The organism is Kitasatospora sp. MAA4, assembly GCF_029893355.1.
In the GTDB taxonomy this organism is placed as follows: Bacteria; Actinomycetota; Actinomycetes; order Streptomycetales; family Streptomycetaceae; genus Kitasatospora.
This window is the reverse complement of record NZ_JARZAI010000001.1, coordinates 477,654-503,930: the sequence shown is the minus strand read 5'-3', so window position 1 is coordinate 503,930 and position 26,277 is coordinate 477,654. Positions and strand designations below refer to the sequence as shown.

General features: G+C 72.5%; 25 protein-coding genes. 10 read left to right on the top strand and 15 right to left on the bottom strand.

The window, feature by feature from the left end; all coding sequences use genetic code 11:
* Nucleotides 1–6 precede the first annotated feature (6 nt).
* Together P3T37_RS02295 and P3T37_RS02290 are read right to left on the bottom strand one after the other, a co-directional pair.
* Nucleotides 7–2,394 (bottom strand): AAA family ATPase, encoded by a 2,388-nt coding sequence (locus P3T37_RS02295; RefSeq protein ID WP_280721657.1) that lies wholly within the window; start codon nucleotides 2,392–2,394, stop codon nucleotides 7–9.
* On the bottom strand, nucleotides 2,394–2,546 hold the full coding sequence (locus tag P3T37_RS02290) for a hypothetical protein (RefSeq protein ID WP_280721656.1): 153 nt from the start codon (nucleotides 2,544–2,546) through the stop codon (nucleotides 2,394–2,396). The genes P3T37_RS02295 and P3T37_RS02290 overlap by 1 nt, the downstream gene beginning before the upstream one ends.
* Nucleotides 2,547–2,742: 196 nt before the next feature.
* Between P3T37_RS02290 and P3T37_RS02285 the strand changes: the two genes are divergently transcribed.
* The 3 genes from P3T37_RS02285 (at nucleotide 2,743) to P3T37_RS02275 (ending at nucleotide 6,145) form a co-directional block, all read left to right on the top strand.
* On the top strand, nucleotides 2,743–3,804 hold the full coding sequence (locus P3T37_RS02285) for a helix-turn-helix transcriptional regulator (RefSeq protein WP_280721655.1): 1,062 nt from the start codon (nucleotides 2,743–2,745) through the stop codon (nucleotides 3,802–3,804).
* A gap of 123 nt (nucleotides 3,805–3,927) precedes the next feature.
* Nucleotides 3,928–4,575: an NAD(P)H-binding protein gene (locus P3T37_RS02280; RefSeq protein ID WP_280721654.1), complete on the top strand. Its 648-nt coding sequence runs from the start codon at nucleotides 3,928–3,930 to the stop codon at nucleotides 4,573–4,575.
* A 244-nt stretch (nucleotides 4,576–4,819) separates the two neighbouring features.
* Nucleotides 4,820–6,145, top strand: a complete 1,326-nt coding sequence (locus P3T37_RS02275; protein WP_280721653.1) for an erythromycin esterase family protein — start codon at nucleotides 4,820–4,822, stop codon at nucleotides 6,143–6,145.
* A 6-nt stretch (nucleotides 6,146–6,151) separates the two neighbouring features.
* Here the strand turns inward: P3T37_RS02275 and P3T37_RS02270 are convergent, their stop codons facing one another.
* Together P3T37_RS02270 and P3T37_RS02265 are read right to left on the bottom strand one after the other, a co-directional pair.
* Nucleotides 6,152–7,456: a pitrilysin family protein gene (locus tag P3T37_RS02270; protein ID WP_280721652.1), complete on the bottom strand. Its 1,305-nt coding sequence runs from the start codon at nucleotides 7,454–7,456 to the stop codon at nucleotides 6,152–6,154.
* On the bottom strand, nucleotides 7,453–8,769 hold the full coding sequence (locus P3T37_RS02265; protein ID WP_280721651.1) for a pitrilysin family protein: 1,317 nt from the start codon (nucleotides 8,767–8,769) through the stop codon (nucleotides 7,453–7,455). The genes P3T37_RS02270 and P3T37_RS02265 overlap by 4 nt, the downstream gene beginning before the upstream one ends.
* A gap of 219 nt (nucleotides 8,770–8,988) precedes the next feature.
* On the opposite strand from P3T37_RS02265, the gene P3T37_RS02260 reads away from it, so the two are divergent.
* Both P3T37_RS02260 and P3T37_RS02255 read left to right on the top strand, forming a co-directional pair.
* On the top strand, nucleotides 8,989–9,798 hold the full coding sequence (locus P3T37_RS02260) for a methyltransferase (protein WP_280721650.1): 810 nt from the start codon (nucleotides 8,989–8,991) through the stop codon (nucleotides 9,796–9,798).
* 240 nt (nucleotides 9,799–10,038) lie between these two features.
* On the top strand, nucleotides 10,039–11,055 hold the full coding sequence (locus P3T37_RS02255; RefSeq protein WP_280721649.1) for a LuxR family transcriptional regulator: 1,017 nt from the start codon (nucleotides 10,039–10,041) through the stop codon (nucleotides 11,053–11,055).
* An 18-nt stretch (nucleotides 11,056–11,073) separates the two neighbouring features.
* Here the strand turns inward: P3T37_RS02255 and P3T37_RS02250 are convergent, their stop codons facing one another.
* The 5 genes from P3T37_RS02250 to P3T37_RS02230 all read right to left on the bottom strand — a co-directional run bounded on the left by P3T37_RS02250 (nucleotide 11,074) and on the right by P3T37_RS02230 (nucleotide 14,904).
* A complete protein-coding gene (locus tag P3T37_RS02250; protein ID WP_280721648.1) occupies nucleotides 11,074–11,349 on the bottom strand; it encodes a hypothetical protein in 276 nt (91 codons plus the stop codon).
* A 43-nt stretch (nucleotides 11,350–11,392) separates the two neighbouring features.
* Nucleotides 11,393–12,691 (bottom strand): MFS transporter, encoded by a 1,299-nt coding sequence (locus P3T37_RS02245; RefSeq protein WP_280721647.1) that lies wholly within the window; start codon nucleotides 12,689–12,691, stop codon nucleotides 11,393–11,395.
* Between the two features lie 12 nt (nucleotides 12,692–12,703).
* Nucleotides 12,704–13,522: a phytanoyl-CoA dioxygenase family protein gene (locus tag P3T37_RS02240; RefSeq protein ID WP_280721646.1), complete on the bottom strand. Its 819-nt coding sequence runs from the start codon at nucleotides 13,520–13,522 to the stop codon at nucleotides 12,704–12,706.
* On the bottom strand, nucleotides 13,519–14,667 hold the full coding sequence (locus tag P3T37_RS02235; RefSeq protein ID WP_280721645.1) for a hypothetical protein: 1,149 nt from the start codon (nucleotides 14,665–14,667) through the stop codon (nucleotides 13,519–13,521). Before P3T37_RS02235 ends, P3T37_RS02240 begins: the two co-directional genes overlap by 4 nt.
* 105 nt (nucleotides 14,668–14,772) lie before the next feature.
* Entirely contained in the window at nucleotides 14,773–14,904 is a 132-nt protein-coding gene (locus tag P3T37_RS02230) for a hypothetical protein (protein WP_280721644.1), read from the bottom strand.
* A gap of 449 nt (nucleotides 14,905–15,353) precedes the next feature.
* On the opposite strand from P3T37_RS02230, the gene P3T37_RS02225 reads away from it, so the two are divergent.
* From P3T37_RS02225 to P3T37_RS02205, 5 genes are all read left to right on the top strand, one after another.
* Nucleotides 15,354–16,361: an ABC transporter ATP-binding protein gene (locus tag P3T37_RS02225; protein ID WP_348533206.1), complete on the top strand. Its 1,008-nt coding sequence runs from the start codon at nucleotides 15,354–15,356 to the stop codon at nucleotides 16,359–16,361.
* Nucleotides 16,362–16,379: 18 nt separating this feature from the next.
* Entirely contained in the window at nucleotides 16,380–17,582 is a 1,203-nt protein-coding gene (locus tag P3T37_RS02220) for an ABC transporter substrate-binding protein (RefSeq protein ID WP_280721643.1), read from the top strand.
* Nucleotides 17,582–18,466 carry an ABC transporter permease gene (locus P3T37_RS02215; RefSeq protein WP_280721642.1) on the top strand — a complete coding sequence of 295 codons (885 nt, stop codon included), beginning with the start codon at nucleotides 17,582–17,584 and terminating at the stop codon, nucleotides 18,464–18,466. Before P3T37_RS02220 ends, P3T37_RS02215 begins: the two co-directional genes overlap by 1 nt.
* A gap of 7 nt (nucleotides 18,467–18,473) precedes the next feature.
* A complete protein-coding gene (locus P3T37_RS02210) occupies nucleotides 18,474–19,277 on the top strand; it encodes an ABC transporter permease (RefSeq protein ID WP_280721641.1) in 804 nt (267 codons plus the stop codon).
* Between the two features lie 88 nt (nucleotides 19,278–19,365).
* Complete coding sequence (locus P3T37_RS02205) at nucleotides 19,366–20,721, top strand: DUF2254 domain-containing protein (RefSeq protein ID WP_280721640.1); 1,356 nt, start codon at nucleotides 19,366–19,368, stop codon at nucleotides 20,719–20,721.
* A gap of 27 nt (nucleotides 20,722–20,748) precedes the next feature.
* Here the strand turns inward: P3T37_RS02205 and P3T37_RS02200 are convergent, their stop codons facing one another.
* The 6 genes from P3T37_RS02200 to P3T37_RS02175 are packed head-to-tail and all read right to left on the bottom strand — an operon-like array spanning nucleotide 20,749 to nucleotide 26,262.
* Nucleotides 20,749–21,792 (bottom strand): SDR family oxidoreductase, encoded by a 1,044-nt coding sequence (locus P3T37_RS02200; RefSeq protein ID WP_280721639.1) that lies wholly within the window; start codon nucleotides 21,790–21,792, stop codon nucleotides 20,749–20,751.
* Nucleotides 21,793–21,837: 45 nt separating this feature from the next.
* Nucleotides 21,838–23,100 (bottom strand): beta-ketoacyl-[acyl-carrier-protein] synthase family protein, encoded by a 1,263-nt coding sequence (locus P3T37_RS02195; RefSeq protein ID WP_280721638.1) that lies wholly within the window; start codon nucleotides 23,098–23,100, stop codon nucleotides 21,838–21,840.
* On the bottom strand, nucleotides 23,097–23,351 hold the full coding sequence (locus P3T37_RS02190) for an acyl carrier protein (protein WP_280721637.1): 255 nt from the start codon (nucleotides 23,349–23,351) through the stop codon (nucleotides 23,097–23,099). Before P3T37_RS02190 ends, P3T37_RS02195 begins: the two co-directional genes overlap by 4 nt.
* Nucleotides 23,338–24,630 (bottom strand): aspartate aminotransferase family protein, encoded by a 1,293-nt coding sequence (locus tag P3T37_RS02185; RefSeq protein WP_280721636.1) that lies wholly within the window; start codon nucleotides 24,628–24,630, stop codon nucleotides 23,338–23,340. Before P3T37_RS02185 ends, P3T37_RS02190 begins: the two co-directional genes overlap by 14 nt.
* Entirely contained in the window at nucleotides 24,627–25,088 is a 462-nt protein-coding gene (locus P3T37_RS02180) for an SRPBCC family protein (RefSeq protein ID WP_280721635.1), read from the bottom strand. The genes P3T37_RS02185 and P3T37_RS02180 overlap by 4 nt, the downstream gene beginning before the upstream one ends.
* Entirely contained in the window at nucleotides 25,075–26,262 is a 1,188-nt protein-coding gene (locus tag P3T37_RS02175; protein WP_280721634.1) for a GNAT family N-acetyltransferase, read from the bottom strand. The genes P3T37_RS02180 and P3T37_RS02175 overlap by 14 nt, the downstream gene beginning before the upstream one ends.
* Nucleotides 26,263–26,277: the final 15 nt, after the last annotated feature.

Sequence of the window (26,277 nt, the reverse complement as noted above, 5' to 3'; positions counted from 1 at the left end):
CCGGGCTCAGCCCAGGCGTGTGCGCAGCTCTTGACGGTCCGCCAGCTGCAGCTTCCGGTAGGTCCGGGTCAGGTGCTGCTCGACGGTGCTCACCGTCACCGACAGCTCCCGGGCGATCTTCTGGTTGGACTCGCCCTTGGCCGCCAGCAGGGCGACCCGCCGTTCCGAGGGGCTGAGCTGCTGGAGGCAGACGGTGTTGCGGTCGTAGATCTTGTAGCGCGGCACATCGGCGGGCTCGCCGCCGCGCGCCGGACCCTCGCGGAGCAGGGTGGCGAGCACGGTGGGCAGCCCGGCGCTGCCGGTGGCCGCCCGCAGCTGCTCGAACACCGCCTCGTGCCGGTCGAACCGGCTGTCGGCGTCGGTGGTTCCGGCGACGGCGTGGCGGCCGTGGTCCAGCACCTGGACGATGCGCTCCACCGCCTTGCTGTAGTCGCCGGTCGCCATGTACGTCGCCGCGACCGACAGCTGCCAGGGCGTGCGCCGGTCGTCGTCCAGCCCCCAGTCGGCCAGCACCCGTCCGCAGCGCAGGAAATCGGCCAGCGCCGGCAGGTGGTCCCCGGCCGCGAGGTGGTGGTGACCGCGTGCGTAGAGGTAGCCGAGCCCGTAGCGGGTCTCGAACATCGACTCGGGCACCCGGCGGCGCAGCAGTACGGCCGCCTTCGCCGAGCTGCCGGCCAGCGTGTGCGCGAGCAGCAGGGTGCCCAGCGGGCCGCCGATCCGCACGCCCCAGAGCTGCGCGGGCAGCAGCCGCAACGCCCGGTTGGCGTCGGCGATCGCGCCCGCGTGGTCGCCCTCGCGCAGCGCGCTCTCCGCGCGCAGCGCTGTCAGCAGGGCCTGCCACGGCACGGCGTAGCGGTCCCGGGCCTCCAGCAGGAAGCGGTCGCACCAGGCGCGGGCCTTGGCCGGCTCCTCGCTGAGCAGGTGCGCGGTGATCGCGGCGAGGACGGCGGGGGCCGTCTCGTCCGTGAAGATGCTGCGTTCCAGGGCCTGTTCGGCCAGCCGCAGGCTCTGCGCGGCCTCGGTGCGGCCGGTCAGGATTCCGGCCAGCGACCAGGCCGCGGCGTAGCGCGCGCCCGGCACCGAGCCGGTGTCGATCCTTGGCCGCGGGACGCGCTGGTCCACCGCCTGCCGCAGCAGACCCGGGAACTCGCAGGCGACCAGCAGCTTCCCGGACTCCAGGTCGGTCATCCGCAGGTTCTCGCGGGAGGCGAGGTCGCGGATGTCCTCCTCGATGGTGCCCAGCAGGTCGCGGGCGTCCCACAGGGTCTCCAACCGGCGGCCGGAGACCCGGAACTCCTCGCCGGAGAACCGCTGGGGCAGTTGGGCCGGCACCTCGCCGTGCTGGAAGGACTCCAGCCACTGCGCGGCCTGCTCGGCCGGTACCCCGTCCTTGTGCAGGGCGGAGGCGGTCCGCCGGCTCAGCAGCGCCCGGCGCCGGCGCGGTATGTCGCCGAGCACCGCCTCCCGCACCACCGGGTGGCGGAAGCCGCTGTCGGCCAACAGGCCTGCGGCCACCAGCTCGTAGCGTGCCTCCTCGACGGCCGCGGACTCCTCGCGGGTGAGTTCGGCGATCAGCCGCGGCTGGTCGCAGTCCCCGACCACGGCGATGGCCTCGGCGATCTCGCGGACCTCCGGGTCGAGCCGGCGCAGGCAGTCCAGGACGGCCTGCGCGTAGGCCGGGCCCACGGTGGTCGAGGCGCTCCAACCGGCCGGGCCACTGCCCTGCTGCGCGGTCAGGTCGCGCAGCAGGGCAGTGGTGATCAGCGGGTTGCCGTTGGAGAGCCGGAGCATCCAGCTGGCGGTGTCGTCGGTCGGCCGGATGCCGAACTCGGCGACGGCCGACTCCTGGAGCTGATCGATCGACAGACCGGTCAGTGAGACCTTCCGGAAGGAGGACCGGCCGCCGAGTTCGTTCAGCAGCAGGTGCGTCCGGGAGGGCGAGCTGACCCGGTCGGTGGCGACCACCAGCACCGGTGAGGCGGCGCCGGTGGTCGCCAGCTCGGTGAGCAGGCGGGCGGTCGCCAGGTCGGCGTGCCGCAGGTCGTCCACGCAGACCACGACGGTTGCGGCGGCCGACAGCCGCACGATCGCCTGCGCGGTCCGCGTGATCTCCTGCTCGACGCCGTTCCCGCCGTTCTCGTCACCCGCGGTGTCGAGCGGGCCGAGCAGCTGGCGTCGGACACCGGCCAGGGTGAGCCCGGCCGGCGGGCAGCTGGCGCGCAGTACGCGCGCCCCCTGCCCGGCGGCGAACTCGGCGAACTCGTCGAGCAGTCGGGTCTTGCCGGCGGCCAGTGGACCGCTCAGCAGGACGGTCCGACCCGACCCCGCGTCGGCGTCGGCGAGCACGTCGCGCAGGATCTTCCCCTCGAAGGTCGAGCGCATCTGAGGTGCCATCAGCCCCAACCCTGGTCACTCCCCAGCGGGGAGACCGCGGCCGCGACGGTGGCGACGGGCGCCAGGCCGTCGGCCAGCGCGGAGTGGCCGGTGGTGGCGGGTCCTGCGCCGACGGCGCTGAGCACCGCGACACTGAGGACGAAAGCAGCCAAGACGGCGTTTGTCGCAAGACGGACACTCTTCATACGTTCCCCCGTATATGTCCCGAAAGTGAACACTCATTGTTCCCGGCGACTCCGCTCGGTGCGGAATTGCCGTCGTTGAGAATGATCGCAAGCATTCGGAGGGATTCCGCGGCTGCCATAGGATCCAGATCGCGACTGGCTGAAAGCTGAGGGGGCTGCAAGTATGTTCAACAGGGAGATAGCGGACATCTCGGGGGTGCTTCAGGAGGGCTCGATCGGCCATCGCGTCTACGCATACGCCATCCGCCGCTCCTGGATCGACGGCGCGACCTGCGCAAACGACCTCGAACTGACTCCAAACCTGGTCGCTGACGCGATACTCGATCTGGTCAGCCTGCGACTGCTGCTTCCGGCCCAGGGCTCGGCCGGGCACTACGTGGCCGTCAGCCCGCAGTCCGCCTCCCTCCAGCTGCTGGCTCCCTACGACGAGGAACTGCGCGCCCGCCAGCACGAGGTGGAGCAGGTCCGCCAGCACCTGCAGAGCCTGGTGCCCCTCTACCAGGCCAACGGCGCTGATGAGCGCAGTGAGGCCGGCTACGAGCGGGTGGAGGATCTGGACGCGGTGCGCGGCATCCTGGGCCGCCTGGCGCAGGAGTGCCAGCAGGAGGTGATCACCTCGCAGCCCGGCGGCGCCCGGAACGCGACGATCCTGGAGGAGGCCGCCCGGCGCGACAGCGAGGTGCTCGGGCGCGGGGTGCGGATGCGCACGCTCTACCAGCACACCGCCCGGTTCGACCAGCCCACCCGCACGTACGTGGAGCAGATCACCGGCAACGGCGCCGAGGTCCGCACCACCGGAAACGGCTTCATGCGCGCGATCATCTACGACCGGAGAACGGCGGTGATCTCGCTGCCGGACAACCCGAAGGGTGCCGTCCTGATCCGCGATCCGGATATCACCCACTTCATCGTGCAGGCTTTCGAATGGGCCTGGATGACTGCGGAACCGTTCAAGCCGCGATTCGACCGCGAGGAAATCCGCTCCATATCGGATTCGCTCACCCAGACGCTGCTGCGCATGCTGGTCAGCGGTCACGACGACAAGTCGATCGCCCGGCAGCTCGGCATCTCACCGCGCACCTGCCAACGCCGGATCTCCGAGCTCATGCAGGACATCGACGCCCGGACCCGCCTGCAGGCCGGCTACCTGGTGCGCCAGCTGGCCCTGATCCCGCCTCCGGGGGATCCGGGCCTGGCCGGCAAGACCGGCTCCGACGCCGTCTGAGGCCGTCCGGAGCCCGCCCCCTAGAAATGTCTGGGGTCATTCGCCATTGCTCCCCCGCGCCCCCCTGGATACCTTCCTTTTCGGGGTGATTATCTGCACCTCGTCCACGAAGGAAGGCATCCGATGAGCAAGGTTGTTGTTTTTGGTGCGGGTGGCAAGGCCGGCCGTGCGGTGATCCAGGAGGCGATTTCCCGGGGCCACGAGGTCACCGCCGTCGTCCGCGACCCTGCCAAGTACGACGACCTGGCGGGCGAGCGGGTCCAGCTCGTCGCCGGCGACGTCACCAACGTGCACAGCGTCGCCGCCGTGGCCGCGGGCCACGACATCGCGATCAGCGCGGTCTACGACATGGCCTCGGCGCCCGAGCCGTTCTTCGTCGGTGCCGCGCACGCCCTGCTGGAGAGCCTGCCGGCCGCCGGCGTCACCCGCGCCCTGATCATCGGCCTGGTCTCCAACCTGGAGTTCGCGCCGGGCCAGCGGATCATGGACGGCCCGGAGTTCCCCGAGGGCTTCCTGGAGTTCTCGAAGGGCCACGCCGCCGGCCTCGACGTCTTCCGCTCGGCGACCACCGACCTCGACTGGCTCGTGGTCACCCCGCCGATGGTTCTCGACGAGGGCCCGCGCACCGGCACCTACCGCGTCGGCGGCGACCAGCTGCTGACGAAGGAGGACGGCACCAGCCACCTCTCCTACGCCGACCTCGCCATCGCCCTGCTGGACGAGGCCGAGACCCCGAAGAACCACAAGACCCGTATCTCCGTCGCGGACTGATCCCCCGGCAGTCCCCCGACGGTGCAGGGCCCGGCGTTCCCCGCCGGGCCCTGCACCGTTTTCGGCCGGCGACCCGGAAGCGGGGACCAGGGACCAGGGTCCTGGTCTCCGTGCCGTGGGGGACCCCGGTCCCCTGTGCGATCTCGTCCTGCGCTCGCACGGATCGGCGTCGGCCGGGTGATGGGCTGGGAGCAGGCCGGGATCTCCGGCAACTTCCCCGACCCAGGAGGGGCTTGTGGCCCGCATGACCGAGAAGACGACGATGGGGCGGCGCCCGCTGCTGGCAGCGGCCGCGGCCGCCGTGGGGGCGCTGCTGGTTCCCACGCCGGCCTACGCAGCCGGGAAGGACCCGGTCCGCGCCCTCGAACAGGCCGCCCACCCGCTGCGGTCGACGGAACCGGGCCCGGACCCGGCCGACCTGCGCCCGCTGGGGGCGATGATCGGCGACGCCGCGGTGGTGGGCCTGGGCGAGGCCACGCACGGGTCGCACGAGCTGTTCACCCTGAAGGAGCGGGTCTTCCGGTATCTCGTCGAGGAGAAGGGCTTCACCACCTTCGCCCTGGAGATCGGCTGGCCGTCGGGACTGCTGCTCGACGAGTACGTCCAGAGCGGCCGAGGGGACGCCCGCCAGGTCGTCCAGCAGGCCCTGGGCGGATCGCCGTTCGGACGCGAGGAGTTCCTGCATCTGATCGAGTGGATGCGCGACCACAACCGCAGCCGTCCCGGCCACCGGGTCCACTTCATGGGCGACGACGTCGGTGCTCCCAGGGTGGGCGACGACTTCTTCGAGCGGGTGACGGGCTACGTCGGCCGGCTCCACCCGCAGCTGCTGGCGCGCTTCACCGAGCTCTACACCGGCCTGCGCCCCCTCGACGACGCCATCGCCTACATGGGCGGACCGCTGACGCAGCGCCGGCAGCTGGCAGCCCGCGCCCAGCAGGCCCTGGAGCTTCTGGAATCCCAACGGGGTGCGGGCGGCGAGGAGTTCGAGTGGACGGTGCAGCACGCCCGGTCCATCGCCCAGACCGCCGCGTTCCTCGCCTTCGACTTCGGCGACCCCAGGGCGGTGACGGCTGCGGAGCTCTACCGCGACCAGCTGATGGCCGACAACATCACCTGGTGGCAGCGACACACCGGTGACCGGATGCTGCTGTCCGCCCACGACGGGCATGTGGCCTATGTGACCGCCGAGCCCGAGATGTACCCGAAGGTGCAGGGCGCGTTCCTGCGCGAGACGCTCGGCAAGGGCTACCTCGCGATCGGAACCACCTTCGGCCAGGGCTCCTTCCTGTCGCAGGACAAGAGCCTCGACGGCCCGTGGAAGAAGTTCACGGTCGACGCGCCCGCTCCCGGCACCAACGAGTACACCCTCGGCCAACTCCGCCACCCCGACTACGTCCTGGACACCCGCAACGCCCCGGCAGCGGCCCGCGCCTGGCTGGACACCGCCCGCCCGACCCGCCAGATCGGCACTGAGTACCCCTGCCCGCTCGACACCCTCGCGATCGGCCGGTCCTACGACGTCCTCATCCACCTCCACCGCGTGCGGGAGGCGGACCTGCTGCGCTGATCCCGCTCAGGCCGGTTGGACCGTGACCGGTGCCAGTGCGGCGACGGCGCGGGACACCCGTGCCGCGTCGGCGAGCAGGACGGGGACGGCTCCAGAGGGGGCGAGGTAGTCGGCGGCGGCGCGGTGGACGTCGTCCACGGTCGCTGCGGCGAGTTGTCGGGCGTAGTCGGCCAGGTAGGTGAGGGGCAGTCCGCCGTCGACCAGGCCGGCGGCGAGGTCGGCGAGGTCGCGGTGGGTGGACATGCCGAGGACCACGAGCGAGCCGAGCGTGTAGTCGCGTGCGCGCTGGACCTCGGCCCGGTCCGGTGGCAGGCAGGCGATCCTGCCGAGTTCGTGCAGGGTCTCGACGAGCGCCGGCGCCGTGTGCTCGGTGGCCACGTCGGCCGAGGCGATCAGTCGCGCACCGGCCGGCCGGTCCTCGATGACCGAGAGGGGGCCGTAGCTGTAGCCCTTGTCCTCGCGCAGGTTGGCGGTCCAGCGCGAGCAGAAGTAGCCGCCGAAGACGAGGTTGGCCAGCCGCAGCGCCGCGTTGTCCCGATGGCCGCGCGGGACGGCCGGGAGGGCGATGCGCAGCGAGGACTGCGCGCTCCCGGGCCGGTCGACCAGCAGCAGCGCGCCGGGGCGCAGCGGCGGGACCGGGGGCAGCACGTGCTCGGGGGCCGTCCCGGTCCAGCCCGCCAGGCAGCGGGCCGCGGTCCCGGCGGCGGCCTGCGGATCGAGGTCGCCGACCAGGACCAGCGTGCAGCCGGCGGGCCGCACCAGCCGTGCGTGCAGGGCTCGCAGATCCTCCGAGGCCACCGCGGCGACCTCCTCGGGCTCCGGCGACGGCCGGCCGTAGGGGTGGCCTGGATAGATCCGCCGGGCCAGCGCCGCTGCGGCCAGCTGGGCCGGGAGCGACCGGGCGACGCGCAGCTGGTCGGCCAACCCGGCGCGGGCAACGCGGACTTCGGACGGCGGGTAGGCGCCCGCCGCGAGCAGCCGGGCCAGCGTCGCCAGCAGCCGGTCGAGGGCGCCGACCGGCGCTCGGCCGCTGATCCGCAGCCGGTCCCGGTTCACGTCGGCGCCGAGACTGCCACCCAGCTGCTGAACGGACGCGGTGCCCGCGAACAGGGTGCGCGCCAGCAGTCGGGCGGGCGCGGGGTCCGCGCCCGCGAGCGGTATCCGCAGCCTGAGCTCGGCCAGCGGCTCGCCGTGCCGGCGGACGGCCAGGACGGTGAGACCGCTGGGCAGCGTCAGCTCGACGTGTTCGGGGACGAGCACGGGCCGGAAGGGGCCGAGCGCGGGCATCCGCCGCGCGGGTCGCCGGGTCACCGGCGCTCGGCCCTTGGCACGACCTCGATGCCCGAGCGCCGGTCCGGGGTGAGCCGGGCGGCGGCCTCGCGTACGTCGCCGGCGCTGACCGAGCCCAGCAGGCGGGGCAGCTCGCCGAGCAGGAACGGGTCGCCGCGTTGCAGCTCGAAGACGGCCAGCCGCTCGGCGCGGCCCAGCACCGAGTCCGTCCGGTCCAGCTGCTCGACGATCAGGCGGGCTGCGACGCCGTCGAGTTCGGCCGGTTCGGGGCCGACCGCGGCGAGGCGCTCGATCTCCTCGCCGACGGCGTCCAGGATCCGCCAGGCGTCCGCGCCGGCCGGCAGCCGGGCCTGGAACACCAGGGCCGACGGGTCGCGCACGGTGAACGGGTCGGCGAGGAAGCCGACGCGCCCGGTCACCGAGGTCGCCGTCCGGTCCTCGAACACCAGGCGGCGGACCAGGCGGGAGCCGTCCGTACCGGCCAGCAGGCCGGCCACCAGCAGATAGGGCAGGAACCCGGCGAGGTCGCCGATCGGGTCCGGCACCCGCCAGCCCCAGGCGAGCGCCGGCAGCGGCGCCACCGGATCGCGGTAGCAGGCGCGGCGTTCACCGGCGCGCTCGGGTTCGCCGAGGTCGGCGGGGGCAGGCGCCGGGCGGGGCGGGATGTCGCCGAAGCAGCGCTCGATCGCCCGTAGCGCGCGATCGGGCTCGAAGTCGCCGCAGACGCACAGGACGGCGTTGCCGGCGGCGTAGTAGCGGTCGAAGAACCCCGCGGCCTCCGCCAGGGTCGCCCGCTCCAGGTCGGCGAACGAGCCCCGGCCGTCATGGGTGTTGGGGAAGGTCTCGAACATCAGCGACGGCAGGCGCGGCCAGGGCAGACCGCCGTACGGCCGGCTGAGCACGGTGGCCCGGATCTCCTCCTCGACCACCGAGACCTGGTTGGCCAGGTTCGCCTCGGTGAGCCGCAGGCCGTGCATCCGGTCGGACTCCAGGTAGAGCATCCGGTGCAGGGCGTTGGCGGGGGCGACCTCGCCGTACAGCGTGAAGTCGAGGTGCGTGGAGCCGCGGAAGGTGCCGCCGGAGCGCTCCACGTGCCGGGTGTAGGCGGCCTTGCGCAGGCTCACCGACCCCTGGAACATCAGGTGTTCGAAGAGGTGGGCGAAGCCCGAGCGGCCCTCGGGCTCGGTGCGCGTGCCCACGCCGTAGACGACCGCGACGGCCGCGACAAGGGCGTGCCGGTCGGGGCTGAGCACCAGTCGCAGCCCGTTGCCGAGCGTTGCGCGCTCGACGCGGCGGGTCGGGCCCGAGGAAGCGGAGTGCGCCAACAGTGCCATGTCCCAGGGATACGCGACGGGAGGGCCCGCTCGGAAGTGGTCACTTGCGGTCACCCGCCCGGGCGGGCGGAACCGGCCGGATGGGCGCGAGGCGGCCGGTTCGGGCCGGTGCAGCTTTCGGCCACCGCGGCGCCCTGGGACGGGAGACCGGCGCCGCGTTAGAAAGGGGGGCTCGGCAGCAGCCGAAGCCCGACGGGATCCGGGAAGGGACCGACGCCGATGACGAACGCCGCCGCACAGCCGGGCGAGAACTCCTGGAGGCACGGCGCCGACGCGCGAGCCGGCGCCTACCTCGACCACGCCCGGAGCATCCGCGGCGAGGTCCGGTTCCAGCTCGTCACCCGCGCGCTGGTCCGGCGCCTGCCCGGGCGTCCGTGCCGGGTCGTGGACATCGGCGGCGGCTTCGGACGCCAGGCGGTCCTGCTGGCGCGGGCCGGGCACTCGGTGACCGTGGTGGACGGTGACGAGACGCTGCTCGGGGCCGCCGCGGACCTGCTCGCGGCGGAGGAGCCCGAGGTCGGCCGCCGGGTCAGCCTGGTCCAGGGGCTGGGGGAACAGGCCGTGGAGCTGGTCGGGACGGGGTTCGACCTCGTCTGCTGCCACAGCGTCCTGCTCTACCTGGACGATCCGGACCCCCTGCTGGACGTGCTGGCGCGCCTGGTCGCCCCCGGCGGCCTGGTCTCGGTGCTCACCGTCAACCGCGACTCGCTGGCGCTGCGCGACGGACTGCAGGGCGACTGGCGCGGCGCGCTGGCGACGCTGCTGGAGTCCCGGGAGCAGGGCGGCCGCTACCTGCCCACCCGCCCCGACACCCCGCTGGACCTGGGCCGGCGGCTGGCCGCGCTCGGGGTCCCGCCGGTGGAGTGGCACGGCGTGCGGGTCTTCTCCGACCACCGGTCCGGTGAGCCGTCGCCGGAGGAGTTCGCGGACCTCTGCGAACTGGAGTGGCAGGCCGGACTGCGGGACCCCTACCGGCAGTTCGCGCGCCTCTTCCACCTCGTCGCCCGCCGCGAGGCCGAACTGCCGTAGCCGCTCAGGGAGTAGCGCCCTGTCGCAACTCCACTACACTGCGCGGTAGTTCCGGTTCCCAGCAGCGGCAGGCGGTGGCCGGCCGCACCCCGGCGACGCCGGGGTGCCGACGTCTTGTGGGGTAGCGCATCAAGTGCCACTCTGTGAACGACAGTTGCCGGATGTGACTCCTGCGTGGTGGCGAGCGGGAGAAGACGTGCGCCGAAGTCAGTCACCCGACCGCGACAGAGGGAGTGGTCAATGTTCGAAGGGCTTGGGCTGAGCAGCCTCGCCGAGTCTGTCTATCTGGCGATGCTCCAACACCCGGACGAGGACCTCGACATCCTCGCCCGCAGGCTCGACGTCGACCACGACCAGATCCGGGTCGCGCTCGACGAGCTCACCGGCATCTCCCTGCTCCAGGTGTTCCCGGGCCGGCCCGCGCCGAAGGCCGTGCGTCCCGAGGTCGGCCTCTCGGCGCTGGTGGCCCGCCAGCAGGCCGAGATGGCCCGTCGGCACCAGCAGATCGAGGAGGGCACGGCCGCGCTGTCCATCCTGCTGGCCGAACGCGCCGAGAGCCGGACGACCGACACCGGCGCGGAGCCGGAAGCGGACCCGGACATCGAGCGGCTGTCCGGCATCGACGCGATCCGCGACCGGCTGGGCGAACTCGCGCGCAGCTGCGAGTGGGAGGCCAGCTCCTTCATGCCCGGCGGCGCCCAGTCCGAGGAGAACCTCAAGGCCAGCCGGCTGCTGGACGCCGAGGCGATCGAACGCGGGGTGCGGGTGCGCACGGTCTACCAGGACAGCGTGCGCAACCACCGGCCGACCCTGGAGTACGCCCAGTGGCTCGGCGGGCTCGGCAGCGAGGTGCGCACCACCGCGTCGCTGCCGCTGCGGATGCTCATCGTGGACCGCCGGGTGGCCGTCGTGCCGCTCGAGGCGGCCGAGGGCGGCAGCGCGGCGATCGTGATCTCCAGCGTCGGCGTCATCACGGCACTGACCGCCCTGTTCAACTCGGTCTGGCGGTCCGCGACGGCGCTCGGCGCGTCCCGCCGGCGCGACGACGACGGGCTGTCGAGCCAGGAGCGGCAGGTGCTCAGGCTGCTGGCGGCGGGTCTGACCGACGAGGCCATCGCCCGCCACCTGGGCGTCTCGGTCCGCACGGCCCGCCGGGTCGCGGCGGACCTGCACACCAGGCTCGGCGCGCGCAGCCGGTTCCAGGCCGGAGCCCAGGCCGTCTCGCGCGCCTGGATCACGCCGGACGACCTGGAGTAAGCAACGCCCCCGGCGCGCTCAGGGGCCCACCTCGGTGGAGCGGACGGCCCAACCGCGGCAGGCGCTGGCCATCGTCCGGCAGCACAACTGCTCGGCCACCCGCGCCGCCTCCAGCAGATCGCGGGCCTGCACGTAGAGGCAGAACACCACGCAGTCCTCGTGGACCACGATGCGCGCGTGCTGGAGGCTGTCGGTGCCCGCCGTGCTGCGCAGCAGCTGCCGGTGCAGCTGCTCCGCGGAGTGCGGCGCGGCGCCGACACCGCCCGTGTCCACCGTGGTCTTGGTCAGATACATGGGACGACCCGTCCACGGACCCGCGGATCGCGGTGGGCCCCGGTCACACTGCGATCGGCGGGTCCGGGGCCCACCGGGTCAGGGCCCAGCGGACCAGCTGCGGACCGAGGGCGGCGGCCAGGACGGCGAACGCGGCGACCATCGCCCACCGCGTCCCGAAGGCGATGGCCAGCGCCCCGCCGACCGGCACCCCGATCAGGCCGGCCGCCTGCAACTGCACCCAGGCCATGGCCATCACCTGCGCGATCCGCTCGCGCGGCGCCGCGGCCTGGAGCCCGCCGAAGACCGTGGCGATCAGCAGCGTCCCACCGAAGCTCCCCGCGAGTTCCAGCAGCACCAGCCCGGCCATCGCACTCGGCCCGGCGGACGCGAACGGGAGCAGCGCGAGCGACAGCAGGCTGGCGGCGGTCCCCACCGCGAGCGTCCGGCCCGGCCCGAGCGCCTTCTGCGCCCGGCCGACCAGCATGCCCCCCGCCACGCCGCCGACGGCGCCGAAGGCCAGCAGGGTACCGATCAGCGGCGGCCGCATGTGGACCGACCGCACGAGGAAGAGCACCAGCACCGGCTGCGTGAGCCCGTTGACGAACGCGACCGCGACCATGGCCCGGACGCCGGACTGCCGCGCCATCGCGACGGCCAGCCGCAGGTTCGCGGCGAAGCCGAGTCTCTGCTTCTCCCGCTTCTCGGGACGCTCGGGCTTTTCCGAGCTCTCCGGCGCCTTCCCGGCCCGGACCCTGACGAGCAGGGCGGCGGAGGCCAGGAAGGAGAGCGAGTCGACCAGCACCACCGAGGGCGCCGCGATCCGGGCGAGCAGCGCCCCGCCGAGCGCGGGTCCGCTGATGTCCGCGACGCTGCGGGTCGCGGACATCTTCCCGTTGGCCTCCACCAGGTGCGCCTTGGGAACGATCTGCACCATCAGCGGACCGGCCAGCGCGGAGTACACGCCGAGCGCGAACGAGGCCGCGGCGGCCAGCACCAGCAGCAGCCCGATGGTCAGCACCCCCGACCACCACAGCAGCGGGATCAGCCCCATGATCACCGCCTGCACCAGGTTGCAGGCCGCCATCATCGGCGCACGCGGGCGGCGCAGCCCGTCGGACCACGCCGCCGCGGGGATCCTGATCAGCAGCGACGGGAGCAGCTCGATCATCGCCAGCCAGGTCATCTCCAGGGCCGAGGCGCCCAGCGTGACCGCCGCGCACACCGGGATCGTGACGTTGCTGACCGCCGAACCCGCCTGGGACAGCCCGGTCGCGACCCACAGCGCCCGGAACCTGCGGTCGGGGAACGTCGGGGACTGCGCGGCCTGCTCGTCCCCGCCGACCAGAGTCGTCGATGTCAACTCGTCCGTCCTTTACAAGGTGGCGATCTGGACGGCCGCGTCGGCGGCCTCCTTGGCGAACCAGGCCGGGAAGCTCTCCGGGTAGCGCATCCGGGCGATCTCGGCCAGCCGCGGGATGAGCCGGGAGACACCGTTCATCGTGCGCATCGAGTCCACCGCGATCTGGCTCAGGAACCGGTGGTTGTCGCGCACGTGCGGGCGGGCGTAGCTGAAGAAGACACCGAACTTCTCCCGGCCCGCTTCCCGCAGGACCGGCGTGCTGGTGTGCATCAGGCGGGCGTTCCACACCACCACGTCGCCGGCCCGGGTGTCGACCCGTTCGCGCAGGTCGGACTCGCCGACCGTCCGCGCCGCGATGTCGAACTCCGGTTCGGTGGTGCCGTATCCGTCGAAGGACATCAGGTGCGAGGCGCGCACCGCGTCGATGCCGCCCCCGGCCACCGGGTCGTTGTCCTGCAAGTAGAGCCCGCACTGGACGTGCGCGAACCCGGGCTCCCACACGTACCCGGCGGTCGGTCCGACGAAGGTCGCGTCCACGTGCCAGGGGACGTAGACGTTCTTGCGCGCGGTGCAGTTCGGGTAGAGCACGGGGTGCTCCTCGCCCAGGAGTTCCCTGACGGCGCTCACCACGCGCTCGCGCAGCACGATGCCGGCCAGGAACTCGTCCGCCAGGAAGGCGCTGGTCAGCATCTCCTGCGAGCCGGACCCCGCGAGGTAGCCGGCGCACAGGTCCCGGGCCCGGGCCACCTCGCCGGCGTCGAGGATGCCGCGCAGGATCACGTAGCCGCGCCGGGCGAGCTCCTCGGCCGATGCCGAGGGGTCGGCCGTCATCGCCTGATCCTCTCCGGGGCGACGGTCTCGCAGGCCAGGCCCTCGAGTTGTCCGTAGCCCAGGCCGCAGCAGTCGCCGGTGATGTCCTCGTCCAGCGCGTCGGCGGGGTGCTCCACGTCGGTGGCGGCGAAGCTCTCCAGGTCGATCGGCTCCGGGTCGTCGTCCACCCACACCAGCGCGCCGGCGGTGATCAGGTCCAGGTGCACGTCGGCGACGTACGGGACCCGGCTCAGCCGCTGGTTGTGCTGCCCGAAGCCCAGGTGGACGCCGCAACGCCGTTCGTTGATGTGCGAGTTGGCGGTGATGAACTCGTCGATCCCGCGGTTGGTGCCGAGGCCGAACTCTCCGACGTTGCGCCCGTAGGGGCTGTTCATGCAGAGCTGGAACATCTCGTTGAGCTTCGGGTCGGCGCAACTGAGGCTGACCGCACTTCCGTTCTCGATCTCCACCCGGACCGGGTTGGCGGCCAGGCTGGCGTTGAGCGGCGTGATGATGTTGGCGTTGAACGCCCCGTCCGCGACCAGCACGCCGTCCACCGTGACCGGGAAGGTCGCGATCTCGCCGGCCGGCAGGATCGTGAAGCCGCCAGGACGCCACACCCCCCGGTTGCTGATCCAGTGGTACTTCTGCGCATCGAGCTCGATCGTCAGGTCGGTGCCGCCGCGGCTGGTGATCCGCACCTTGCGGGCCGGCTTCACCCGTTCCAGCAGCGTCGCGTTGAACCGGGTCAGCTCCGCGGGCGCGAGGTTGAGGGACTTGGTGAAGAACGCGGTGGAGGCGCTGATGATCCGCAGGATCATCGTGCGCTCGCCGCCGTACCTCTTCATCGCGGCCTCGAAGACGTTGAAGTGCGACATGGTGTCGCGCTCCAGCGTGAGGACGACCAGGCGGCCCGGCAGCGTTTCCGGATCGGGGAGCACGGCCTCGAAACGCCCGGCGAACTCCGGGTCCTGGAGCTTGCGCATCGGGACGATCGGGGCCTCGAAGCCCCGGTGCCTGAGCGCGATCGCCAGCCAGGCCGCCGGGTCGCGGCTGTCCGGGGTGTAGGTGATGACGAAGGTGTCGGTGCTCTCGATCAGGACGTAGTCGTCCAGCAGGACCTTGATTCCCTGCTGGACCTTCTCGTCCGGAATGACGAAGTTCATGGTCGAGCTCCTCGGGACGACGGGGACGACGGGGACGACGGCAGTGGCTGGGGACGACGCAGGGGCACTCCCCGCACAGTGCGACGAGTGCCCCTGCCCGGACTGCTAGGAGTTGTAGTAGGTCGAGTAGGAGACCTTCCACGCCACGTCGCCGACGCCGTCGTCGCCGTCGATGTCCTCCGGCTCGGCCGCAGCCATCGTCGTGACCAGGTTCTCGAGCTCCTCGAATGCAGACATGTTCCAGTCTCCTTCGGGTGGTGGCCGGTGCCAGCGGGCTGCTGACGGCTCCAACTCTGCGGCGGGCCCGAGCGGGTGAGAAGTGGTCAGTTCCTGCACTCCCCCGCCGCTGGCCTGAACCGGCCTCCCGGCGCCGCGACGGACTGTCCCTGCCATGTCCGCCACCTGCCAGCGGCAGGTGCTGACCCCGTCCCCGACCCCGGCGGTATACAGGTCACCACCACACCGCACGGCTACCCCGGAGGCATCCCCATGGACACGAACACGAACTCGAACACGCTCAACTCGGGTGACGAGGAGGGCTTCGGCTGGCAGCGTGCCGTGCCAGAGTCGTCTCTGTGACGCCCAGCCCCTCCCCCGGGACCGGCCCGAGCCCGTCCCCGCAGAGTGCTCCGCCCCGCGATCCGCGCGCCCGCGGCGCCGGCCCGCCCGCCCCCGGCGCCGTCGCGCTGGCCGGGGTCAGCAAGGCGTTCGGGCCGGTGCGCGCGGTGGATGGCGTCGATCTGGAGGTCAGGCCCGGCGAGTTCTTCTCGATGCTCGGACCCTCCGGTTCGGGCAAGACCACCGTGCTGCGCATGATCGCCGGCTTCGAGTCGCCGAGCAGCGGCCGGGTACTGCTCGGCGGCGTCGATGTCACCCGTCTGGCGCCGTTCGACCGCGACGTCAACACGGTGTTCCAGGATTACGCCCTCTTTCCGCATCTGTCGGTGCGCCAGAACATCGAGTACGGCCTGAAGGTGAAGCGGGTGCCCAGGGCGGAGCGGGCCGAGCGGGCCGCCGAGGCACTGGCGACGGTGCGACTGCACTCCTTCGGTGACCGGCGGCCCGCCCAGCTGTCCGGCGGGCAGCGCCAACGCGTGGCGCTGGCCCGCGCACTGGTCAACCGCCCGTCGGTGCTGCTGCTCGACGAGCCGCTCGGCGCCCTCGACCTGAAGCTCCGCCAGGAGATGCAGATCGAGCTCAAGCAGATCCAGCGCGAGGCCGGCATCACCTTCCTGCTGGTCACCCACGACCAGGACGAGGCGCTCACCCTGAGCGACCGGATCGCGGTCTTCAACGCCGGGCGGATCGAGCAGATCGGCACCCCCGCCGAGGTCTACGAGCACCCGGCCACCGCGTTCGTGGCGAGCTTCGTCGGCACCTCCAACCTGCTCCAGGGCGAGCCCGCCGCCCAGGTGTTCGGCGAGGCCGGCACCTACTCCGTGCGGCCGGAGAAGATCCGCATCGCGCACCCCGACGACCCGGCCGGGCCGGGCGAGTACATCGTCACCGGCACGATCCGCGAGGTCGTCTACGCCGGTGCGCAGACCCGGTTCCTGGTGGACCTGGAGGCGGGCGGCCACCTGGTGGCCGCGCGGCAGAACCTGGCGGAGTCCGGCGCCGACCTCGCGCGGCACCGGGGCTCGGCGGTCCTGCTGGCCTGGCAGCGAGAACACACCGTCCGGATCGACACCTGAGCTTAGTTAAGGACGTTCATGAGCATCCGTCACCCCCTGCGCGCCCTGACGGCCGCCACCGCCCTGCTGCTGGCCGCCGCGTGCAGCTCGAACGCCGGTGGCAGCAGCGCGAGCGGCGGCTTCGCCCCGCCGAAGATCAGCGCGCAGAAGTCGCTGGGCGCGGGCGAGGGCACCGTCAACATCGTCGCCTGGGCCGGCTACGTCGAGTACGGGCAGGACAGCAAGACCGTCGACTGGGTCACCCCGTTCACCCAGCAGACCGGCTGCAAGGTGAACCTCAAGGTGGCGGGCACCTCCGACGAGATGGTCGCGCTGATGAAGACCGGCCAGTACGACACCGTCTCGGCCTCCGGCGACGCGACCCTGCGCCTGATCGCCGGCGGCGACGTCGCACCGGTCAACACCGCGCTGGTTCCCAACTACGCCGACATCTACCCGGGTCTGAAGAACCAGCCCTGGAACTCGGTCAACGGCGTGCCCTACGGCATCCCGCACGGGCGCGGCGCCAACCTGCTGATGTACAACACCGACAAGGTCACCCCCGCCCCGACCTCCTGGGGCTCGGTCTTCGCGGCCGACTCCCCCTACGCAGGGCACGTCACCGCCTACGACAGCCCGATCTACATCGCCGACGCCGCGCTCTACCTGATGCGGACAGAGCCCGACCTCGGCATCAAGAATCCCTACGCTCTCACCAAGCCCCAACTCGACGCCGCAGTAGCACTGTTGAAGGTCCAGAAGAAGCAGATCGGCTCCTACTGGAGCGACTACACCAAGGAGCAGGCCGCGTTCGACTCCGGCGACGACCTGATCGGCACCACCTGGGAGGTGATCCAGCAGGCCGTCGCCGGCGACGGCAAGGTGAAGACGCAGGCGATCCTGCCCACCGAGGGCTCCACCGGCTGGTCCGACACCTGGATGATCTCGGCCCACGCCCAGCACCCCGACTGCGCGTACCAGTGGATGAACTACATCGTCTCGCCCGCCGTCAACGCCCAGGTGGCCGAGTACTTCGGCGAGGCCCCGGCCAACTCCAAGGCCTGCGGACAGATCACCGACAACCCGAACTTCTGCACCGACTACCACGCCACCGACGAGAGTTGGTGGAAGAACGTCTACTACTGGACCACGCCCACCGCGCAGTGCGCCGACGGCAGCGGCCGGGGCGACTGCACCACGTACGCCCAGTGGGTCACCGCCTGGAACGAGATCAAGAGCTGATGTCCGCCCCCGCTGCGGCCCGAACTCCCGTCCGCAGGCTGGCCGGGGTGCTGCACCGGCACCCCGGCCTGCGGCTGGCGGCGCTGCTGTCGGCGCCGATGACCTGGCTGGCGCTGGCCTACCTGGGATCGCTCGCCGTCCTGCTGCTGTCGGCGTTCTGGACCACCAACGAGTTCACCTCGAGCATCGAGTACCGCTGGACCACGGCCAACTTCCTTGCGGTGCTGACCGATCCCCAGTACCGCACGGTCGCCCTGCGCACCCTGGGCATCGCCGTGTCGGTGACCCTGATCGACGCGGTGATCGCCCTCCCGATGGCCTTCCACATCGCGCGGGTGGCAGGGCCCAGCAGCCGGCGGCTGCTGCTGGTGGCGGTGCTGACCCCGCTGTGGGCCGGCTACCTGGTGAAGGCGTACGCCTGGTGGGTGATGCTCAGCCACGGCGGAATCCTGGACTGGATCACCGCGCCCTTCGGCGGGCACTCCCCCGGTTTCGGCGTGCCGGCGGTGGTCATGGTGCTCGCCTACCTGTGGCTGCCCTACATGGTGCTGCCGCTCTGCACCGCGTTCGGGCAGCTGCCCGACAGCCTGCTCGACGCCTCGGCGGACCTCGGCGCCGGACCGTGGCGGACCTTCCGCAGCGTGGTGCTGCCGCTGGCCAGGCCCGCGCTCATCGCCGGGTCGGTCTTCACCTTCTCGCTGAGCCTGGGCGACTACCTGACCGTGCAGATCGTCGGCGGCACCACCTCCATGCTCGGCAACGTCATCGCGTCCAACGTGACGCTCAACCTGCCCCTGGCGGCGGCGGTGTCCTGCGTGCCGGTGCTGCTGATCGTCGGCTACCTGCTCGCCGTGCGCCGCACCGGCGCGCTGGACAATCTGTGAGGCCCCGATGTACCTCTCCCGCAGCGCCCGGGTCCTGCTGCGCCTGGCGACGGCGCTGGGACTGACCGCGATCTACACCCCGCTGCTGCTGGTCCTGGTGAACTCCTTCAACGCCTCGCGCTCCTTCGCCTGGCCCCCGTCCGGTTTCAGCACCCGCTGGTGGTCGGCGGCCTGGCAGGAGACCGGGCTGCGCGCGGCTCTCGCCACCTCGCTGAAGGCCGGCCTCGGAGCGACCGCGGTGGCGCTGGTCCTCGGCTCGATGGCGGCCTTCGCCGCGACCCGCTACCGGTTCTTCGGCCGGCAGTCGGTCTCCTTCCTGCTGATCCTGCCGATCGCCCTGCCCGGCATCGTCACCGGCATCGCGCTCAACGCCGCGTTCCGCACCGTGCTGACCCCGCTCGGCGTGGGCTTCGGCCTGTTCACCGTGGTCGTCGGACACGCCACCTTCTGCATCGTGGTGGTCTTCAACAACGTCTCGGCCCGGCTGCGGCGGATCGCCCCGTCGGCCGAGGAGGCGTCAGCGGACCTGGGGGCGCACACCTTCCAGACCTTCTGGTACGTCACACTGCCCGCCGTGCGCAGCGCGCTGCTCGCCGGCGCGCTGCTGGCCTTCGCGCTCTCCTTCGACGAGATCGTGGTGACCACCTTCACCGCGGGTCCCGGCACCCAGACCCTCCCCCTGTGGATCTTCGACAACCTCTCCCGCCCCAACCAGGGCCCGGTGGTGGACGTGGTGGCCGCCGTCCTCATCGTGCTGGCGATCCTGCCGGTCTACCTGGCCCAACGCCTCTCCGGTGAGCCCCTGCGCTGAGGGTTGTCTCCTGCGACATTCTGGTCGATATGGACACCAGAGCACTCAGCCCCGCCCCGCCCGACCTCGCCGCGCCCGGGCGGCGGCGATGATGCGCGGCGGGGCGTTCCTGGAGGCCGACTGGCGGCGCGAGACGCTGCGCACCAACCTCTGGCTGGTGCCGGCGCTCGAAACACTGGCCGCCATCGGGCTGTTCGCACTGACCCTGATGGTGGACCGGGACGCCTACGACGGCCTGTTCGCGCTGCCCACCTGGGTGCTGAGCGGGACCGCCGACGCGGCCCGGCAGATCCTGACCACGATGGCCGCGGCGATCATCACGGTGGTCGGTCTGGTCTTCTCGATCACCATCGTCGCCCTGACCCTGGCCTCCACGCAGTTCGGCCCCCGGATGCTGCGCAACTTCATCCGCGACCGCGGCACCCAGCTGACCCTGGGCACCTTCGTGGGCTCCTTCTTCTACATCGTGCTGGTGCTGGTGGCGATTAGTCCCGGCCCGCACGGCGACTTCGTCCCGCACCTGTCGATCACCGCGTCACTGGGCCTGACCCTGGTCGACCTGGCCATGCTGATCTACTTCATCAACCACATCGCCACGATGATCCAGCTCCCCCAGGTCATCGCGAGCATCGCCGGCGACCTCGCCCAGGCCATCGAGGACCAGGGCGGCGCCGATCCCGCGGCGCCGCCGGGCCTGGACAGCGGTCCCACCCGCGACGAACTGCTCGCCCGGATCGGCGAGTCCGGGGCGGCGATCCCGACCGCCGCCAGCGGCTACCTCCAGTACATCCGCCACGAACGGCTGGTCCGGATCGCCGCGGAGTCCGACGCCGTGCTCCATCTCCCGTACCGGCCGGGGCACTTCCTGGTCCAGGGGCAGCCGCTGGCGGTCGTCTGGCCGGCCGCGGCGGCCTCCGCGGTGGCGCAGCAGCTGGCCCACGGCCAGGTCACCGGACCGTACCGGACGCTGGCCCAGGACATCTCCTTCGGCGTCGACCAGCTGGTGGAGATCGCCCTGCGCGCGCTGTCCGCCGCGGTCAACGACACCTTCACCGCCCTGACCTGCATCGACTGGCTGAGCGACTGCCTGTGCCGGATCACCACCGGCTGGCACCCGCAGCGCGTGTACCGCGATCCGCGCGGCCACATCCGGGTGATCGCCTACCAGCCCGACTACGACCGGCTGGTCCAGCGCTCGTTCGAGAAGATCCGCCAGTCCTCGCTCGGCGAACCGGCCGTGATGATCCGCCAGCTGGAGGGGCTCTACAAGATCCTGGAGCAGACCTCGATCCCGGACCGCCGCCAGGTCCTGCTGGACCAGGCGGCGATGATCCAGCGCTCGTGCGACGCCTCCGTCCCCGAGGAGACCGACCGGCGGGACGTGCTGCGCCGCTACGAGGCCCTTCTCGCCCTGCACGGAGACGCGGCCCCGGATCAGGGGTAGGCCATCCGGCCGGGTCTCGCCGTCCCGTCAGGCGGCCCTGGCCAGCAGCGTCCACGGCTCGGGGCGCGCCAGGGCCAGCCGCGGCTTGGCCGCGGCCCAGTACCGGACGGAGGCCGCCATCACCGCGGCGGGATCCTCGACCGTCCGGGTCGGCTCGAACGGCTCGCTCATGCTGGTGTAGCTCTGGAACATCGCCAGCAGCTTCACGGCCTGGCTCTGGAAGGGCGAGAGGTACTGGTCGGCGAGCGGCAGGAAGAAGCGGTCCCAGCTCTCCCCCGGCACAATCGGCGGCCGCTGGATGGGCGCCACGCCGTGCGCCGCGCGGCACTCGTTGAGCGTCTCGCAGACGACGTCGAGCAGCGTGCCCAGGGTCAGGCTCCCCCGCCCGCCCGCGAGCACCTCGGTACGCGGCGCGTCGGGGGGCGGCGACAGCGCGGCGTCGGCGATCAGCGCGGCGACCTCGTCGACGGGGCCGATCTCGGCGTAGCCGCCCGGATCGCCGACCACCACGGCGGCCAGCCCGGAGACCAGTGCCTGCAGCAGCGTGTACGGGCCGGAGAACCGGCGGATCTCGCCGCTGTACCGGCGTCCGACGATCAGCGGCGGCCGGACCACGGTCAGCGGGCCGCGGTGCTCGGCGCGCGCGAGCTCCTCGCAGACGGCCTTGGACCACTCGTAGCCGTTGCGGTAGCCCTCGAACTCGGCGCCCTTCAGGTCCTCGGGGTTGCGCCGGCCGCCGACGTAGGCGGTGGAGACCTGGACCAGGTGGGTGTCCTGGTCCGCCAGCGCCAGGACGGCCCGCAGCGGCTCGACGTTCGCCTCCACCGCCTCCGCGCGGCCCAGGGTCCAGCGCGTGGTGGCGGCGGCGTGCACGATCACGTCCCAGTGCCCGGCCAGCTCGGCCGGCGCGGGCTCGGCGCCGATCCTCCAGCACACCGGCGCGTCGTCACCGGCCCGCCGGGCGACCCGGGTCAGGGTGTGCGGGCGTTCCCGGCCGACCGCCCGCAGCCGGTGCGCGACCTCGGTCCCGACCACGCCGGTCGCACCGGTGAGAAGGATTCGCATGGACATCGTCGTTTCTGCTCGAAGTCGTTGCTGCTCACTGCCCGGGTCTGATCACTGCTCCGGCGTGAGCACCAGGCAGGCGTTCTGGCCGCCGAACCCGAAGGAGTTGGAGAGCACGTGGGCGGGTGGGATGCTGCGCGCCGTGCCGATCACCACGTCCGCCAGGCCGGCCTCCGGGCTGGCGACCAGGTTGGCGATCGGCGGCACCACGCCCCGCGCGGCGCAGAGCAGGGCGAGCGCGGCCTCCAGGGCGCCGGAACCGCCGATGAGGTGGCCGGTCACCCCCTTGACAGCGGTGACGGGCGGCGACTGGCCGCCGAAGCAGCGGTCGATCGCGCGGGCCTCGGCGCGGTCGTTGAGCACCGTCGACGTCCCGTGGGCGTTGATGTGGCCGATGTCGGCGGGGGTGAGCCCGGCGTCGGCGATGGCGCCGCGCATGCAGCGGGCGGCCACCGCGCCGTCCTCGTGCGGGGCCACGATGTGGAAGGCGTCGCAGGTGTCGGCGTAGCCGGCCACCTCGCCGTAGATCCTGGCGCCGCGGGCCTGCGCCAGGTCCCAGCGCTCCAGGACCAGGGCGGCCGCTCCCTCGCCCATCACGAAGCCGTCCCGGTCGGCGTCGAACGGGCGGCTGGCCAGCTCGGGTTCGGCGTTCCTGGCGGACATCGCCCGCATCCGCGCGAACGCGCCCATCACCACCGTGGTGACGGCCGAGTCGACGCCGCCGGCCACCGCCGCGTCGAGCTCCCCGTACCTGATCCGGCGGGCTGCCTCGCCGACCGCGGTGGTCCCGCTGGCGCAGGCCGCGGAGTACGTCGTGCAGGAGCCCTGGAACCCGTAGCGCATCGCCAGTCGGCAGGCGGCCGAGTTGGCCATGGTCCGGGGCACGGTGTGCACGGGCATGTCCCTGGGCCGATCGCCGTGGCTCAGGGTGACCGCCTCCATGCTCGGCAGGCCGCCGATGCCCGTGCCGATCTGCACGCCCACGCGCTCCGCCGCCAGATCGAGCGGCAGCGCCGCCTCGGCCACCGCGTCGGCGGCGGCGCAGAGCAGCAGGGCGGTGGTCCGGTCGATCTGGCGCGCCTCGCGGCGGGTGAGGTAGGCGTCGAGGTCGAACGGCGGTACCAGGCAGGCGAAATGAACCGGCAGATCCTGCTCGACCAGCCGGCCGACGAGGCCGGCGGTGGACCTGGCCTTCAGCACCGTCTCGAAGGCCTCCTCGATCCCGTGGCCCGCCGGCACCTTCACACCGATGCCGGTCACCGCGACGCGCCGACCACCGGACGGATGGCGTCCGCGGGCCTGCGGCCCGGTCACGACTGCCCGGCCGTACGGGCTTCGAGCAGGTCGATGGCGTGGCCGACACTGCGGGCACCGGTCAGGTCCTCCACCGCGATCCGCAGCGCCAGGGCCCGCTCCAACCGGGCGCCGATCTCCATCAGTTCCAGGCTGTCGATCCCGTAGTCGACCAGCAGGCTGGTCTGCTCGTGGACCTCGTCGACCTCGGTGCCGAGCACGTCCGAGATGGCCGTCCTGACCACCAGGGCCAGTTCCTCACGTGTGGGCATGTCCGTTCCTTCCGGGTAGGGAGCCGCCGGCGGACCGCTCGGCCACCGCGATCGCGCCGTCGAGGATCTCCACCGCCTCCGTGACGTCCGCCGCCGTGGCAACCAGCGGCGGCAGCAGCCGCACGGTGGTCGGCCGACCCAGGCAGGGCGACACCAGCAGCCCTGCGGTGGCGAGTTCGAGGACGACCGAGCCGGCCGCCCGCGGTGTGGCGAAGTCGATCCCGCGCAGCAGCCCCCGGCCGCGCAGCTCGCTGACCACACCGGGGTGCCGCTGCCGGATCCGCTCCAGGCCGGCACCCAGCTGATCACTCAACTCGCCTCCCTGCCCGGCCAGTTCCTCGATCGCGCCGAGGGCGGCCGGCAGCGCCGCACAGCTCAGCGGATGGCCGCCGAAGGTGGCGGAGTGCAGGAACGGGTCGGCGTCCAGCGGGGCGTACAGGCGCTCGGAGCAGACCAGCGCCGACAGCGGCACCACCCCGCCGCCCAGCGGTTTGCCGAGCAGCACCGCGTCGACCGGCAGGCCCTCGGCCAGCGCGACCGAGCGCTCCCCGCACCGGCGCAGCCCGCACTGGATCTCGTCGGCGATCACGAACGCGCCGTGCCGCGCGGCGTCCTCGCTCCAGCGCCGCAGCACGCCCAGCGGCAGCGCGACGGCGCCGTTCTCCCCCTGCACCGGCTCGAAGACGAGGGCGGCCACATCACCGGCCCCCAGCTCGCGCAGCACGGCGTCCGGGTCCTGCGGGTCCACATGGACCACGTCCACGGCGCAGCCCCGCAGCCCCACCCGGTACAGCGGACTGTGCGTCAGGGCCAGGGCCCCGAGCGACTTGCCGTGGAAACCGCCGCTGACGGCGATCACCCTGGACCGCCCGCTGGCGACCCGGGCCAGCTTGACCGCCACCTCCACCACGTCGGCGCCGTTGAGTCCGAAGTAGACCTTCGGCAGCACGTCGCCCAGGTACCCGGCCAGGCAGGCGGCGGCCCGCGCGGCCACCGGGTTCGCCAGGCTGCGGGTGGAGGTGGGCATGGTGTCGAGCTGGCGGTGGACCGCTGCCACCACGTCCGGGTGGCGGTGGCCGAGCAGCGTGACCGCGTACGAGCCGAAGTCCAGCACCGAACGGCCGTCGGACAGCGTCACCCGGCAGCCCTCGCCGGACACCTCCACCGCGCCGCGCCCGGCGAAGCTGCCGGTCAGCGCGAGCTTCGGCGAGAGGTGGCGGCGCAGCCGGTCGAAGACCTCGGCGGCGTCGTCCACCGCCGTCGGCAGGCCGGCGCTCACGAGCCGACCCCCTGCGGCACGGCCGTCAGCCGCTCCTCCAGCGCCGCCAGCATCTGCTCGGCGTTCTCCCGCAGGGCGTCCGCGGCGACCGAGTTGAGCATCTCCGCGAGCAGCGGGATGCCGATGTCGAAGTCGACGTGCAGCGACACGACGCAGCCTCCGCCCGGCGCCGGCACCACCGCCCAGTGGCCGAGGAACTCGCCGAGGTCGCCGCTGGTCTGGCAGAAGTCGAAGCGCCGGGCCACCGGATCGATCACCTCGTCCTCGGTCCAGCGCAGCACCGACCCCTTCAGGCGCACCGACCACGCGGTGGTGCGGTGCAGGTCGTCGGCCTGGTCGGTGATCACGACCGAGTCGACGCTCTCCATGCACCGCTGGTAGCTCTCGACGTCCACCACCGCCTCCCAGGCGGCGTCGGGCGGGACAGCGATGGGCAGATCCACTTCAACGCGTGGCACGAGTGTTCCCTTTCTCAGCAGATCGTGAGCCCGCGGCATGCGGGCCCAGGGCGGCGGACAGCGCCGCCGCCAGGGCCGACGGGAGCAGTCGCCGCAGCAGCGCGCGGGGCAGCGGGCGCAGATGCGTCATCGCGTGCCACTGCTCGACCAGCTCGCAGCCGAGTTCGAGCTTGGGCTGGTACGCGGTCTGGGCGAAGCGGATGTGCCGGCACCCCGAGTCGATGGCGAGCCGGATCGCCGCGTAGTGCACGTTGTGGTAGAGCCGGGCCTCGTGGGCGATCCGGTAGTCCAGGCCGATCCGCGCCCCGGTGGCGCCCTGCCCGGCGAAGAAGCAGAGCAGGAACGCGACCAGCCGGTCGTTCTCGAAGCACCCGACGAGCCGCCGGTGCGCGCCGACCTCGCCGTGCACGGCGGCCAGGAACGTCGCGTCGAGCACGTCCAGCCGCTGGTCGGCGCGGTCCATCACCTGCCGGTACAGCCCGAGGATCTGCGGCAGCAGGTGCCCGAAGTCGTCGAGCACCTCCGTCCGCAGCTCGGGCCGTGCCTGGAACCTGCGGATCTTGCTCCTGGCGTTGCGCCGCGGCTTCGCCGGGAGCGCGGCCAGGTACTCCTCGAACGAGGCCTGCCCCAGCCGGAGTTCGGTGTCCGGCAGGCTCGGCAGGAAGAAGAAGTCGGCGCCTGCCAGGGCCGCCCGCAGCGGGTCGAGGTCGGCCGGGGCGAAGTCCTTGAACACCACCGTCCCCAGCCGTTCGCGGCGCGCGAAGTCGAGGACCGCCGCCACCAGCGCGCGGCACTCCTGCTCCGACAACCGCTCCGCGGTCGGCAGATGGCCCTGGCCCAGCAGGTTCCCGCAGAACAGCATCGGCACCCGCAGCAGCCGCGGGAACAGCCGGCGCACCGGCGCCAGCAGCCGCCGCTCGCGCGGGCCGACGACCTCGTCCAGCCGCAACTGCCGGAACAGGCACAGCGGCAGCACCGCCAGCGCCTCGGCGCCGCGCCACAGCACCAGACAGGCGAAGCCGTCCGGGCCGATCCGGCCGCGCTCCATCGCGACGAAGACCGCGCGGGACCACATGGGGTCGTCGCCGGGCGCCAGCCGCTCCCACAGCCCGGCCGGCAGCAGCTCGACGCTGGGCAGCACCTCGACGCGGTACCCGGGAATCACGGTGCTCACCTCCTCACGCTCCAC

Bases quoted from the DNA above. Each gene is read 5' to 3' on its own strand.
- P3T37_RS02230 (WP_280721644.1), bottom strand. From the start codon at position 14,904: ATGTCTGCATTCGAGGAGCTCGAGAACCTGGTCACGACGATGGCTGCG.
- P3T37_RS02285 (WP_280721655.1), top strand. From the start codon at position 2,743: ATGTTCAACAGGGAGATAGCGGACATCTCGGGGGTGCTTCAGGAGGGC.
- P3T37_RS02260 (WP_280721650.1), top strand. From the start codon at position 8,989: ATGACGAACGCCGCCGCACAGCCGGGCGAGAACTCCTGGAGGCACGGC.
- P3T37_RS02190 (WP_280721637.1), bottom strand. From the start codon at position 23,351: ATGCCCACACGTGAGGAACTGGCCCTGGTGGTCAGGACGGCCATCTCG.
- P3T37_RS02265 (WP_280721651.1), bottom strand. From the start codon at position 8,769: ATGGCACTGTTGGCGCACTCCGCTTCCTCGGGCCCGACCCGCCGCGTC.
- P3T37_RS02205 (WP_280721640.1), top strand. From the start codon at position 19,366: ATGATGCGCGGCGGGGCGTTCCTGGAGGCCGACTGGCGGCGCGAGACG.
- P3T37_RS02235 (WP_280721645.1), bottom strand. From the start codon at position 14,667: ATGAACTTCGTCATTCCGGACGAGAAGGTCCAGCAGGGAATCAAGGTC.
- P3T37_RS02210 (WP_280721641.1), top strand. From the start codon at position 18,474: ATGTACCTCTCCCGCAGCGCCCGGGTCCTGCTGCGCCTGGCGACGGCG.
- P3T37_RS02240 (WP_280721646.1), bottom strand. From the start codon at position 13,522: ATGACGGCCGACCCCTCGGCATCGGCCGAGGAGCTCGCCCGGCGCGGC.
- P3T37_RS02220 (WP_280721643.1), top strand. From the start codon at position 16,380: ATGAGCATCCGTCACCCCCTGCGCGCCCTGACGGCCGCCACCGCCCTG.
- P3T37_RS02200 (WP_280721639.1), bottom strand. From the start codon at position 21,792: ATGTCCATGCGAATCCTTCTCACCGGTGCGACCGGCGTGGTCGGGACC.
- P3T37_RS02280 (WP_280721654.1), top strand. From the start codon at position 3,928: ATGAGCAAGGTTGTTGTTTTTGGTGCGGGTGGCAAGGCCGGCCGTGCG.
- P3T37_RS02255 (WP_280721649.1), top strand. From the start codon at position 10,039: ATGTTCGAAGGGCTTGGGCTGAGCAGCCTCGCCGAGTCTGTCTATCTG.
- P3T37_RS02250 (WP_280721648.1), bottom strand. From the start codon at position 11,349: ATGTATCTGACCAAGACCACGGTGGACACGGGCGGTGTCGGCGCCGCG.
- P3T37_RS02295 (WP_280721657.1), bottom strand. From the start codon at position 2,394: ATGGCACCTCAGATGCGCTCGACCTTCGAGGGGAAGATCCTGCGCGAC.
- P3T37_RS02215 (WP_280721642.1), top strand. From the start codon at position 17,582: ATGTCCGCCCCCGCTGCGGCCCGAACTCCCGTCCGCAGGCTGGCCGGG.
- P3T37_RS02275 (WP_280721653.1), top strand. From the start codon at position 4,820: ATGACCGAGAAGACGACGATGGGGCGGCGCCCGCTGCTGGCAGCGGCC.